Origin of the sequence: Alteromonas gracilis (assembly GCF_043642145.1) — a bacterium.
Classification (GTDB): domain Bacteria; phylum Pseudomonadota; class Gammaproteobacteria; order Enterobacterales; family Alteromonadaceae; genus Alteromonas; species Alteromonas gracilis_B.
In genome coordinates, this window is sequence record NZ_JBHZRZ010000002.1 from 414,048 (window position 1) to 425,686 (window position 11,639).

Below are 11,639 nucleotides of genomic sequence, written 5' to 3' on the forward strand. Positions count from 1 at the left end.
TGTTTGCTCAAATAATTGATTTCTGCATAAATGCCTACATTGTAATGGTTATTGAGTGTGACATTTCAACACTTTGAAAATCAAGCTGCCTGTCAATGTTACCGATTTTTCGGCACTGCAAGCGCAAAAGCTTTGCGCGTTGTAAAAATCGACAGCGAGTCACTATGAGAATTAAGAAGGTTTATGCATGAATGAACAACAAGACCCGACCACGTCAACGGGTAGATGGATGGTTGCACTCGCATGGATCTGCGGCTTTGGCCTCTTAGTTTTTGTTTTCTCAGACTTGCTAGAAAAGCAGATTAATCCAAACAGTGCGCCCAGTTCAGAGCGAATTGGCTCACAAACCGAAGTTCGCCTTAAACAGAATCGACAGGGCCATTATGTAACAACGGGCTATATAAATGGCGAAGAGGTTGTGTTTTTAGTAGACACGGGCGCCACCGATGTTGCCGTTCCAGCGCACCTTGCAAATAGACTTCAGCTAAAAGCAGGCCGTACAGGATTAGCCAGTACCGCTAACGGCGTTGTTAGAGTAGCTGAATCGACCATTGACACTCTGCGCATAGGAGAAATAGTCGTGCGCAATGTGAAAGCAAACTTAAACCCCGGTATGCAAGATGACCATATACTCCTTGGAATGAGTGTTCTTCGTCAATTAGAGTTTACTCAGCGCGGAGATTGGTTAATATTGCGTACCCTCTAAATAGACCATAGCGATGAAGATGACATCACCAGATATGCAAGCGATACGAGAACAAGTATCTAACGCGCTTATTGAAGATCTTGGCGGCGAATTAAGTGCCGCAAACGATATTACGGCCAACCTAATAGATGAAAGCGTTAATGCAAAAGCCACAATAATTACACGCGAGCCTTGCGTTGTTTGCGGTATTGCGTGGGCGAATCAGGCATTTGCCCTTATCGACGAGTCGGTGTCGCTAAAGTGGCATGTAAAAGATGGCGATAAAGTTGACGCTGACACTATACTTGTGAGTTTAGAAGGTTCAGCTCGCGCCATCTTAACCGCAGAGCGCACCGCTCTTAACTTTTTGCAGACACTATCAGCAACGGCAACAGTTACCGCATTTTACGCCAAGTTTTTAGACGGCTCGAACACCAAAATTCTAGATACTCGCAAGACATTGCCCGGTTTACGCTATGCTCAAAAATATGCTGTTCGTTGTGGCGGCGGTCAGAATCACCGCGTAGGCCTTTTCGACGCCTTCCTAATTAAAGAAAACCACATCTTTTCCTGCGGCAACATTGAAAAAGCAGTAAGTCGAGCTAAATCTACGATGCCAGGTAAACCTGTTGAAGTAGAAGTAGAAAACTTATCTGAACTTGAACAAGCGCTTTCGGCTGGTGCGGACATTGTGATGCTGGACAATTTTTCCAACGAACAGATCCAACAGGCAGTAGCGCTTAATAAAGGGCAATGTAAACTGGAAGTATCAGGAAACATTACTGACGAAAGGCTGACATCGCTTGCGAAACTGGGTGTAGATTACATTTCATCTGGCGCATTAACCAAACACGTTCAAGCCATTGACTTGTCATTGCGCATTACATTGTCGTAGTAAAGCGAAATAAAAAATTAATGGTGATACCTACACAATAGCTACACAACGATGTTCTTAGCTATTGCGTTATCACTATTTTTTAAGGTGAAGTTACAAGGCTTTATTGATGTTCAACTACATTGACAATCAATAAAGCCCTAGGTAGAAATCTTATGCACTACGCCCTTGTTTCTTAAGGTTGCGTAGTAACGCTTAAGCGCAGAGTAGATGTATGATTTGCAATACGGTTACTCGCCCTTCTGTTCAGTCATTTCTCAATAATGCTTCTTGTGTATAGATAGGAATACGCACTTAAGTCTTTAACTTTTATACGAAAGTTTAAATAGCTAAGACTGCTAAGGTTCAGCTAACCATGTCATACTGAAAAAGCTAGACATAGGTATATCTGCCTATACTTGTCAGTAACAAATAAAATTCTATACTGAGTATCAAGTACCAGGGGCGTTAAACGAACGACTCGGGTATAAACGTCAATTTGAATTAGATTTAAACTTTACGTGTTATACACGTCCCGGAGAAAAACCATGATGAACATGAATTCTAAAAACCAAAAAGGTTTCACCCTAATCGAACTAATGATTGTTGTTGCAATCATCGGTATCCTTGCAGCAATCGCACTTCCTGCTTACCAAAACTACACGCAAAAAGCGAAGTTCACGGAAGTAACGAACGCAACTGCGGCAGCGAAAACTGCGGTAGAGATTTGTGCACAGACTGTTGACGCGACGCTTGCAGAGTGTGACGGTGGCAAAAATGGTATCCCTTCTGATATTGATAGCACTTCTGACTCATCACTAGTTGGTTTAACAACTTTAAACGGCAAAATTACCGCTACAGCATCGACTGATTCAGGTGTGAAAGACGGTACTTCTGCAGCTACATACGAGCTAGCTCCAGCCGTAAGCGGCGGAAAGGTAACTTGGACTGCGACGTGTAAGCCTTCGACACTTTGCTAAGTCAACAAATCGCGATGGAAGCCCAGCTCTGTCTGGGCTTTTTTGCTTTCAAAGAAAATTAGAGGCAGATAGATGGCAAAGGCAGCGACAGTATTCACTTGGCAAGGGAAAGATCGCCATGGCCAAGCTCGAAAAGGCGAAATTTCTGCAACCTCACTTTCAGAAGCTAAGAACCTTCTTCGTCGCCAAGGTATTTCAGCAAACAAAGTAAAAAAACTGGCTAAACCACTTTTCGGTGGTGCTCAAAAAATAACACCCGCTGATATATCTGTTATTTCTCGACAAATCGCTACCATGCTCGCTGCAGGTGTTACCCTTATCCAGTCACTGGATATGATTGCTCAGGGTCATGCCAAACAAACCATGCGCAAGCTTCTTGGGGAAATCACCGATGAAGTGAAAGCTGGTAACCCACTGTCATCTGCTTTAAGAAAACACCCTCTTTATTTTGACGATTTATACTGCGATTTGGTTTACACCGGCGAACAGTCTGGTGCGCTTGAAACCATTTATGATCGCATAGCGACCTACAAAGAAAAGGCCGAAGCACTAAAATCAAAAATCAAAAAAGCGATGTTTTACCCAATCGCGGTTTTGGTCGTTGCTTTTATTGTTACGACTATTCTTCTTATATTTGTTGTACCCCAGTTTGAAGAAATTTTCAGTAGCTTTGGCGCAGAGCTACCTGCTTTCACTCAGTTCGTTTTGGCAATTTCGCGGTTTGTGCAAGATTACGGTATTTTTATTGCGATAGGCGTTGGCGTTGCAGGCTTTATGTTCATGCGTACGTACAAGCGAAGCCAGAAACTGAGAGACAATGTTGACCGCAATGTATTAAAAATTCCTGTGGTTGGTGAAATTCTAAAAAAAGCCAGTATTGCACGCTTCACTCGAACTTTAGCAACCACGTTTGCAGCGGGCGTTCCACTTATCGGTGCACTTGAATCTGCGGCCGGTGCTTCAGGCAACGCCGTGTATCGGGATGCTATCTTATATATGCGTAAAGAAGTGGCGGGCGGTATGCCTATGCACGTTGCTATGCGCGCAACACAAGTCTTTCCTGACATGGTTACTCAAATGATTGCTATTGGTGAAGAGTCGGGTGCCGTTGATGAAATGCTAAGTAAAATTGCGACCATTTACGAAGCCGAAGTTGACGATATGGTAGACGGTCTAACCAGCCTACTTGAACCAATGATCATGGCTGTACTTGGTGTAGTAATTGGTGGCCTTATTGTGGCTATGTATCTGCCTATATTCCAGATGGGTAACGTGGTATAACGTGCCCATCACTTAAAAAGAACCGCTACATAAAAATTAAAAGAACCACACCTCATGGACGCTATTATTACGCTTAGCCAGCTGTACCCCGCTGCTTTTTATTCCCTGGTTTTTCTTGTTAGCTTGATGATAGGCAGCTTTTTGAACGTTGTGATTTACCGTTTACCTATTATGATGGAGCGCAGCTGGCAGCAGGAGTATCAGAGCTATTTTAATGACAGCAGTGTCGAAACCACGCAAGCTCACAACGATTCAGCTGCGACAAATGAGGTGTTTAATCTAGTAAAACCAGATAGCACCTGCCCTAGCTGTGGTCACAAAATTCGCGCCTGGGAAAACATTCCCGTTATCAGCTACCTATTTCTTAAAGGTAAGTGCGCCAAGTGTAAAGTAGGTATTTCACTTCGCTATCCTCTGGTAGAGCTTTTCACCGCTATTGCCTGTACATTCGCAGCCTATCAATTTGGCGTAACACCACAAGCACTGTGGGCTGTGTTTTTTACCTATGTGTTAGTTGCCCTGCTTTTTATTGATTTAGACAAAATGTTATTACCCGACCAGCTAACGCTACCACTGCTTTGGCTAGGTTTGCTGTTAAGCACTCAGCACGTTTTCGTAGGTACTACAGACGCCATTATTGGCGCAGCGGCAGGATACTTAAGTTTATGGTCGGTATACTGGCTATTTAAACTAGCAACGGGCAAAGAAGGCATGGGCTATGGCGATTTTAAACTACTCGCAGCGCTTGGTACATACACAGGATGGCAAGGCCTGCCCATCATTATATTGCTATCCTCTTTCGTTGGTGCGTTAGCTGGCGTGTTAATTATGGTAATTCAAAACAAAGGGAAGTCGCTGGCTATACCTTTTGGCCCTTACCTTGCCGTAGCAGGGTGGCTAACGCTTCTCTTCAAAGATGAAATTATTGCCACCTATCTTGGGTATGTTTTGTAATGAACAAGAAATGTGCAAACATGAATAAGCAACGACAAACGTTTGTAGTAGGTTTAACAGGTGGTATTGGCAGTGGAAAATCTGCTGCCACTTCAATGTTTGAACGCCATGGAATAGATATTGTTGATGCAGATGTAGTTGCAAGAGATGTTGTCGCTGTTGGGTCTGAAGGACTAAATCAAATACAAGCGCACTTTGGAAGCGACATCTTACTTGAAGACGGCAGCTTAAACCGCGCAGCCTTACGCGAAAAAGTCTTCGCCAATAATGAAGAAAAAAACTGGCTTAACGAATTGCTACACCCACTTATTCGCAAGCGCATGCAGAACCTTCTTGCCAAATCTACCAGTGAATACACTATCTTGTCTGTGCCCCTTTTGGTAGAAAACAAGCTTACTGAAATGTGTGATCACATAGTGGTAGTAGATTGCCCTGAAAGCTTGCAGCTTGAGCGCGCGCTAAAACGCGATGGCAGTACAGAAACGACAATAAAAAGTATCATGGCTTCACAGGCTTCCCGTAAGGAGCGCACAAGTGCCGCTGACGATATTTTGGATAACAGCACCAGCTTAGATGCATTGTCTTCACAAATTTCTTCCCTGCACGAGAAGTTGCTAGCACTGTCTAGCGCATCAACCTCCCCCTAAAAACAGATTCTGTATAGGCTACTGTGTTAGAAGCCGAGGCTTTGTAAAACCTCGGCTTTTAGAGCCCTACACGTGTTTTTTGAAACTTTTTTAACCAATTAACGTCAAAGTGTAAATTTGTCGAACAAGTATACTTGGCTTAAACGCTTCTATGCTTTAGGCTTATTGCCATTCGCTGGTCTATAATAGACCTAGCGCAATTTCTTTAAGTCTATGTGTTTTAAGGGGTTCCATGGGTAACGCTGTTTTCGAATTTCCACTTAAGGAAAAAGTACGTAATTATTTACGTGTAGAGCAGCTGCTTGGGCAACTTAAAATTACGGCCAAATCAGAACACACTCACCTTCAGCTTGTTTTCTTTGAACAACTCTTTGAACTTCTTGACCTTATTGAACGGTTAGATCTTCGCTCTGACTTAACCAAAGATCTCGATGCCCACGAAAAGAACTTAGTGTATTGGTCGAAGCATCCCAAAATTGATAGTACGGCTTTAGAGCAAGCTTTAAAAACCGTGCTTACGTTAAAGCAAAAGCTTAAGACCGATCGGCGATTCGGCAGCGCATTAAAAGACGACAAATTGCTTAGCGCTATTCGCCAACGCTTTGCCATTCCTGGCGGCGCATGTAGTTTTGATTTGCCTAATTTGCATTTCTGGTTACAACAGCCGTTGGAGCAACGCCAACAAGAAATAGCACAGTGGCTCGAGACACTAGGACTACTTGACGATGCCATCGCGGTCAGTCTTTCATTTATTCGTGAACGTGGGCAATTTGTTGACGTTGTAGCCGACAACGGGTTTTATCAAGGCGCGGCCGAAGATAAAAATGAGCTTATTCGCGTTAAGTGTAGTGTAGATGAAGGTTACTATCCTACGCTAAGCGGCAACAAATACCGCTACGCGCTCCGGTTTATGCAGTTCACGCCCAAAGAAGGTCAATCGGGCTCTGTTGAATGTAGTATTCAGTTTCGTTTAGCCGCCTGCTAAACTGCGCGCTTAGATTCTATTTCCCGTCTGAAATAAGGGTAACGTGATACCTTATTCGACGTATTTCACTGGAGAAAACAATGGAAGTGAAATGTCCAATATGCGCCAAGCAAGTTATTTGGTCACCAACAAGCGAATTTCGCCCTTTTTGCAGCAAGAAATGTCAGCTTATCGACTTAGGTGAGTGGGCCGCAGAAGATAGAAAAATCGCCGGCAAGCCAGCTGAAGACGCTACGCCAAAACATATAGATGTAGAAGAAATTGAGGCCATGTTAGCGCAGCAGACAGATGACTTTTTTAAGCACTAGCGCTTCAATTGCTAATCAGTTCATTACCCATTATCGGATAACACGTCATAAATTTCATTTCTTAGCCATTTTCTCATAGGGTCTTGGTGAGTGCGCTCATGCCAAGTTTGACTAATTTTCACTACGGGTAGTTCGATTGGGCATTTACTTATTCAAAGCCAAGTTGTTCAACATAAAAACGCTGTATCTCATCTGCAATGGGTGGGTCGTAGTTACTTAACACAATAACTATGTAGCCACTATTGGGGTATGTTGATAACCATGAACTCATTCCGGGCGCACCGCCGTTGTGGCCATAAAAGAATGCGTCACCTTGCCTAAAAATTCCAAATCCATAGCCATAACCCGCATCCCCCATGGCGATGTGTTTGGTCGTTGCTAAATCCAATGTTTCCCTGCTTATTATCTTTTCATTTTGTAGAGCAACTGCAAACTTGAAAAGATCGGCGGTAGTCGAATACGCCCCTCCCGCTGCAGTTCCTCGCCAAGGAAGTGTGTCTTTATTATCGACCCATTTATTCTCTAAACGCATGTAGCCTTTCGTTAAGTTCTTCGAAACTCGCACTTCGGGCTCAAAGCCAGTGGCATTCATACCAAGCTTTTTAAATAGATTTTCCTTCAAGAAGGCATAGTAATCTTGGCCCGATACATTTTCGATTATCTTTCCAAGTAAAATAAAGCCGAAGTTCGAGTATTGGAAAGTGTTCCCGGGTGGCATAGTGGCTTCTCGACCTTCAAAGAGCCGCACATAATCATCATGGCTTTTCAGTGAGAGTTTGTTTTTATCAAACATCGGACCAAAAATATCACCTGTGCCCCCTGTGTGAGTAAGAAGGTGATGCACCGTCACAGATTCAGAGAGCGATTTATTTTTAAAATTGGGAAGGTATGTACCAATGGTCTCATCTAAATCAACGCTCCCCTCTTCCACAAGCATCAAGATACCTATAGAGGTGAACATCTTGTTTAAAGAACCTAGGCGAAACTGTGCATCTGTATCTAAGGTCTTCTTCTCGGCTCTATTAAAATAACCGATAGCTTCATGCAGCAGCACTTCCTCATTTTTAGCGATAAGGATTGAACCGGAAAATTTATCATCATTGTGAAGATTAGAAACATGTTGTTTGAGCGCATCTATGGGCTTTATCGTGCTTGATGTTGATGCTTTTTCGCACCCCAAAATACTAAATAAAAACGTCAGGATGACCGTGATTTTTATAATTATATTAGCCAACTTTAAAGTCCCTTTTGAAATCAGATGCAAAACACACCGTTCGTGTGGAATGTTTAAGCTAGCAAATAAAGCACATATTTAAAACCATACGTTTACCTAGGTCTGATTCGGACAGGTTTTGCCTTAACACCAAAGCACGTCGTAACCTCGTCGTGTTGGGGCTTTCATCTTTGCTTCCTGAAACAAAAAACACAGAGTAAGCGAGCCTAAACACTAAACCACTGAGTTTAAGCATAATTTAAGCTCAGTGGGTGTTTTAGATAAAAAAATAGGTATTGATGAGCCTTAGCGCTTTCTAAGTAAACCGGCCGTACCCAAAAGCAACAACCAGAATGCAGCTCCACCACCGCCATTTTCACTACTGCCGTCATCGCCACCATTATCGTTGCCGGGCTGCTGATCAATCAGGGTATTGGGTGTTTTATTCAGCTCACTGTCTGTTACTTCATTACTATCAATAATATTGATTGCGTAGACGGTAACAAAGTTCTCGTACCCCGGCACAGCGCCACTTGTGCACTGCCCGCTGGTAAAGTTAACCATGGGCGTCCTACCAAAGTCGTTTAGACAGCGCGGCAACGCTTGCATGTCCTCCAAAATAGCCATGTCTTCTGTAAACACTTGCCCAAAAACAGTGAAGCCACCGTTTTGAACGTCGAGATTGGCGCTGTTGTCGTTGATATTGAAAAACCATTGATTGGTAGCACTATCGGGGTTACCACCAACCTTAGCCATGGCAATTGTCCCTCTGACATTTGACAGTTCCGGTTCATTTTCTACCGCTGGCTCTGATTCAACAGCAATATGGCTAAAACCGTTCTCGTATTTGAAGCCACCACCTTGCACAACAAAGTCGGTTTCTAGACGGTGAATAATAGTGTCTGTATACGCACCCTCGTTAACGTAGCTAAGAAAGTTTTCGACTGTTTTTGGTGTAGTGGTGTCATGCAAGTTAACGCGTATATTGCCTTGCGAGGTAACAAACTCGACGATGGTAGCCTGCGCACAAAAAGAAAAAAGTGTTGTACATGATGCAATTGTTATTAGCTTTTTTATTGGGAATTTCATAGTGTCACTTCGTTATTTGATAATCACAAAGCGCAACATAATAGAGTGGTAAATATAGTAATTCTAGTTACTTTGCACAAATAACATGCGTTACATTGTGGTTTAACTGATTACACCTAGAACTTGGAACGCCTGCTTTTTGTCTCAAGCAGATTAAAGCCGCTACATTGAGAGTAATCCAGGCATGTAACAAAGCCAGCCTTTAGGTGCGTTAAACGCCAGCGTGTAAACACACGCTGGCCATGACTGGCATAGCGTGGTTACGCTTTTGCCGTGGATAATGCGTTGGCTTCCCAGGCAGCCAGCTCTTTTTCTACTTCTGCCATCTTGCTGCGCATGCCTCCCATTGCATCACCACCCAATGCTGCATGAACTGGGGGGGTATCAGTTTCAATTAGTGCCACAATGGCGTCGGCCCCTTTTACTGGGTCATTCGGCTGCTTGCCCTGCAGGTTGCCTATAAACGCACGAAATTGGCCTGCCGGTGTTGGCGCATAGTCGTCAATTATCGCGTCTGTGTAGTTTAGCGAGCCGCCTGCAAATTCAGTATGAAATACGCCTATCGTTAATACCGTTGTGTGAATGTTAAATGGCTGCAGCTCTTTCGCCAGCGTTTCACCTAAAATGTCGGTAGCTGCTTTAGCAGCGGTGTAAACGCCTAAACCGGGAACGCCAATAAACCCGCCTATGGCTGAGAATTGAAGAATGCGACCCGAGCGCTGTTTTCGCATGTGTGGTAACACCGCACGAATAAGGCTTAAACCACCAAAAAAGTTTACGTCGAATACCTTTCTTGCCTCGTCGTCAGAGGTTTCTTCTATGGCGCCAACTGTGCCAACCCCGGCATTATTTGCCAATACGTCAATACGGCCAAACTCTGCTACCACTTTATCTACGCCCGTTTGAATTCCGGCATTATTGGTAATGTCCATCACAATGCCCAGCGCCTTACCAGGGTACGTTTTTTCAAAGTCAGCAGCCTGTTGCGGCTTTCTGAATGTGCCTGCAACACGTGCACCCGCATTTAATAAACGCTCGGCCAACACCTTACCTAAACCTGAAGATACGCCCGTTAACAGTACCACTTTGTCTTGAATTGAATATGTCATCATTATTTCCTCATGTCGTTTCTGAAGCGGCGTGCTTCGCTGCTTCGCTAAGTTCATATTCAGTGTATGTGTTGCAAATAACTTTATGCAGATGTAAAAATAACCAATTAGTGTTGCAAGATGAGCAACATCAATATTTAAGGTTAGAGGCGCAAAGATGAGTAGTCACAATCCGTTCGGTGATATCGCATTGTTTCTTCGGGTAGTCGAGCTGGGGTCAATTCGCGCCGCTGCTCGTGAGGCAGGGATTGAGCCGTCTAGCGTATCGCGTAAAGTTGCTGCACTGGAGCGCCGACTTAAAAGCCAGCTTTTAGATCGCACACAGGCTAAAAGCCACCCTACCGACGCAGGCGAGCGTTATTACCAACAAATGCGGCTGCTATTGCCGCAAATCGAAGCTGTTGAATTGGGGGTGTCTGGCGAAGCGGCTATACCTAAGGGCTTACTGCGTGTGAACGCGCCTATCGACTTTGGCCAGCGGTACGTCACTCAATGGTTATTGGAATTTCGCAAACGTTACCCCAAAGTTGATGTTCAGCTTACGCTGTCTAGTCAATTTGTTGACCTTATTACAGAAGGCATTGATGTAGCAATTCGTGTGGGGCAATTGAAAGACTCTGCTTTAAAGGCGAGGAAGTTGGCAGATGTGCCTCGCGTGCTGGTAGCCTCACCGGCCTATCTTGCTTCTCGCGGCGCCCCCATGAGCCCCTCTGAGCTGTCGCAACACGAGCATATCTTCTTTTCGCCAGCCAATCGCCAGCAGCCATTACAGTTAACGGGGCCAGATGGCAGCACTCATCAAATTGAACGCCATGGAGGCGTTACTATCAATGCTGTGAATTCTGTGGTTCGCGCAGTTGAAGATGGATTTGGTATTCACGCGGGACCGCGCTGGGCCTTTTACGATGCATTGCAACGCGGTTCCGTGATTGAGCTGTTGCCCGATTATCAGCAACCTGTTATGCCAATGAACGCGCTGTGGAGCCCGGCAGTAATGCAGCCCGCACGGGTGCGGGCATTCATTGATTTCATAAAAAAAGCGGCGCTTGATGTTAAGGGACTGTCGTTTCAATAAGTCGCGGTTTAATCTTATCTGTTACTAAGCTTTTAATGAAAGCTCTGAGAGTAAACCATCTAATTCACAAGCATTCATACAATGCCCTTGCTCCCACAGCTCACCTAGACGCTGCATTAAATGCTCCATCTGCGCTTTTTGGCGCGACAATGTTTTAAGCAAGTGATTGATTTCAGACGCACGATCTCGCAAATGAGACATGACTTGCTGATGATCTAACCCTTCGCCACTGGCAAACAAACCAGGCAAATCATCAAGTGAAAAGCCAAGGCTTGTTGCAAACTTAATCATCTTCAGGCGCTCTACTGATTGGGAATCGTATTTGCGGTACCCTTTCGCCGTTCTATCAGCCGCCGGCATAAGCCCTTTTTGCTCGTAAAACCGAATGGTACTTGTTGGAAGACCGACCGATTCAGCTAGCTCTCCAATTCTCATATCA

At 44.4% G+C, this 11,639-nt stretch carries 13 protein-coding genes; 9 read left to right on the forward strand and 4 right to left on the reverse strand.

What is annotated here, in order from left to right; translation table 11 throughout:
* Positions 1 to 187 precede the first annotated feature (187 nt).
* From ACHUFN_RS05870 to yacG, 8 genes are all read left to right on the forward strand, one after another.
* Positions 188 to 706: a retropepsin-like aspartic protease family protein gene (locus tag ACHUFN_RS05870; RefSeq protein WP_394221373.1), complete on the forward strand. Its 519-nt coding sequence runs from the start codon at positions 188 to 190 to the stop codon at positions 704 to 706.
* Between the two features lie 19 nt (positions 707 to 725).
* Positions 726 to 1,580, forward strand: a complete 855-nt coding sequence (nadC, locus tag ACHUFN_RS05875; RefSeq protein WP_394221374.1) for a carboxylating nicotinate-nucleotide diphosphorylase — start codon at positions 726 to 728, stop codon at positions 1,578 to 1,580.
* Positions 1,581 to 2,107: 527 nt separating this feature from the next.
* Positions 2,108 to 2,539 (forward strand): pilin, encoded by a 432-nt coding sequence (locus tag ACHUFN_RS05880; RefSeq protein ID WP_394221375.1) that lies wholly within the window; start codon positions 2,108 to 2,110, stop codon positions 2,537 to 2,539.
* A gap of 72 nt (positions 2,540 to 2,611) precedes the next feature.
* Positions 2,612 to 3,820 (forward strand): type II secretion system F family protein, encoded by a 1,209-nt coding sequence (locus tag ACHUFN_RS05885; protein ID WP_394221376.1) that lies wholly within the window; start codon positions 2,612 to 2,614, stop codon positions 3,818 to 3,820.
* A 54-nt stretch (positions 3,821 to 3,874) separates the two neighbouring features.
* Complete coding sequence (locus ACHUFN_RS05890) at positions 3,875 to 4,774, forward strand: prepilin peptidase (protein ID WP_394221377.1); 900 nt, start codon at positions 3,875 to 3,877, stop codon at positions 4,772 to 4,774.
* Positions 4,775 to 4,794: 20 nt separating this feature from the next.
* Complete coding sequence (gene coaE / locus ACHUFN_RS05895; RefSeq protein WP_394221378.1) at positions 4,795 to 5,421, forward strand: dephospho-CoA kinase; 627 nt, start codon at positions 4,795 to 4,797, stop codon at positions 5,419 to 5,421.
* Between the two features lie 232 nt (positions 5,422 to 5,653).
* Positions 5,654 to 6,406, forward strand: coding sequence for a cell division protein ZapD (zapD, locus tag ACHUFN_RS05900; protein ID WP_394221379.1), 753 nt, complete (start codon positions 5,654 to 5,656; stop codon positions 6,404 to 6,406).
* A gap of 80 nt (positions 6,407 to 6,486) precedes the next feature.
* Complete coding sequence (yacG, locus tag ACHUFN_RS05905) at positions 6,487 to 6,714, forward strand: DNA gyrase inhibitor YacG (protein WP_394221380.1); 228 nt, start codon at positions 6,487 to 6,489, stop codon at positions 6,712 to 6,714.
* A 148-nt stretch (positions 6,715 to 6,862) separates the two neighbouring features.
* On the opposite strand, the gene ACHUFN_RS05910 is transcribed toward yacG, so the two are convergent.
* The 3 genes from ACHUFN_RS05910 to ACHUFN_RS05920 form a co-directional block, all read right to left on the reverse strand.
* The gene (locus ACHUFN_RS05910; RefSeq protein WP_394221381.1) at positions 6,863 to 7,948 is read right to left on the reverse strand and encodes a serine hydrolase domain-containing protein; all 1,086 of its coding nucleotides are present in this window, start codon (positions 7,946 to 7,948) and stop codon (positions 6,863 to 6,865) included.
* 285 nt (positions 7,949 to 8,233) lie between these two features.
* Complete coding sequence (locus ACHUFN_RS05915; protein ID WP_394221382.1) at positions 8,234 to 9,016, reverse strand: peptidylprolyl isomerase; 783 nt, start codon at positions 9,014 to 9,016, stop codon at positions 8,234 to 8,236.
* 260 nt (positions 9,017 to 9,276) lie between these two features.
* Positions 9,277 to 10,128, reverse strand: coding sequence for an SDR family NAD(P)-dependent oxidoreductase (locus ACHUFN_RS05920; RefSeq protein ID WP_394221383.1), 852 nt, complete (start codon positions 10,126 to 10,128; stop codon positions 9,277 to 9,279).
* A gap of 154 nt (positions 10,129 to 10,282) precedes the next feature.
* Here ACHUFN_RS05920 and ACHUFN_RS05925 point away from each other — a divergent pair, with 154 nt between their 5' ends.
* Positions 10,283 to 11,200, forward strand: coding sequence for a LysR family transcriptional regulator (locus ACHUFN_RS05925; RefSeq protein WP_394221384.1), 918 nt, complete (start codon positions 10,283 to 10,285; stop codon positions 11,198 to 11,200).
* Positions 11,201 to 11,224: 24 nt separating this feature from the next.
* Here ACHUFN_RS05925 and ACHUFN_RS05930 read toward each other — a convergent pair whose 3' ends face one another.
* Positions 11,225 to 11,635, reverse strand: a complete 411-nt coding sequence (locus tag ACHUFN_RS05930; protein ID WP_394221385.1) for a MerR family transcriptional regulator — start codon at positions 11,633 to 11,635, stop codon at positions 11,225 to 11,227.
* Positions 11,636 to 11,639: the final 4 nt, after the last annotated feature.

Coding starts and splice junctions, on each gene's coding strand:
- ACHUFN_RS05870 (WP_394221373.1), top strand. CDS start 188: ATGAATGAACAACAAGACCCGACCACGTCAACGGGTAGATGGATGGTT.
- nadC (WP_394221374.1), top strand. CDS start 726: ATGACATCACCAGATATGCAAGCGATACGAGAACAAGTATCTAACGCG.
- ACHUFN_RS05880 (WP_394221375.1), top strand. CDS start 2,108: ATGATGAACATGAATTCTAAAAACCAAAAAGGTTTCACCCTAATCGAA.
- ACHUFN_RS05885 (WP_394221376.1), top strand. CDS start 2,612: ATGGCAAAGGCAGCGACAGTATTCACTTGGCAAGGGAAAGATCGCCAT.
- ACHUFN_RS05890 (WP_394221377.1), top strand. CDS start 3,875: ATGGACGCTATTATTACGCTTAGCCAGCTGTACCCCGCTGCTTTTTAT.
- coaE (WP_394221378.1), top strand. CDS start 4,795: ATGAATAAGCAACGACAAACGTTTGTAGTAGGTTTAACAGGTGGTATT.
- zapD (WP_394221379.1), top strand. CDS start 5,654: ATGGGTAACGCTGTTTTCGAATTTCCACTTAAGGAAAAAGTACGTAAT.
- yacG (WP_394221380.1), top strand. CDS start 6,487: ATGGAAGTGAAATGTCCAATATGCGCCAAGCAAGTTATTTGGTCACCA.
- ACHUFN_RS05915 (WP_394221382.1), bottom strand. CDS start 9,016: ATGAAATTCCCAATAAAAAAGCTAATAACAATTGCATCATGTACAACA.
- ACHUFN_RS05920 (WP_394221383.1), bottom strand. CDS start 10,128: ATGATGACATATTCAATTCAAGACAAAGTGGTACTGTTAACGGGCGTA.
- ACHUFN_RS05925 (WP_394221384.1), top strand. CDS start 10,283: ATGAGTAGTCACAATCCGTTCGGTGATATCGCATTGTTTCTTCGGGTA.
- ACHUFN_RS05930 (WP_394221385.1), bottom strand. CDS start 11,635: ATGAGAATTGGAGAGCTAGCTGAATCGGTCGGTCTTCCAACAAGTACC.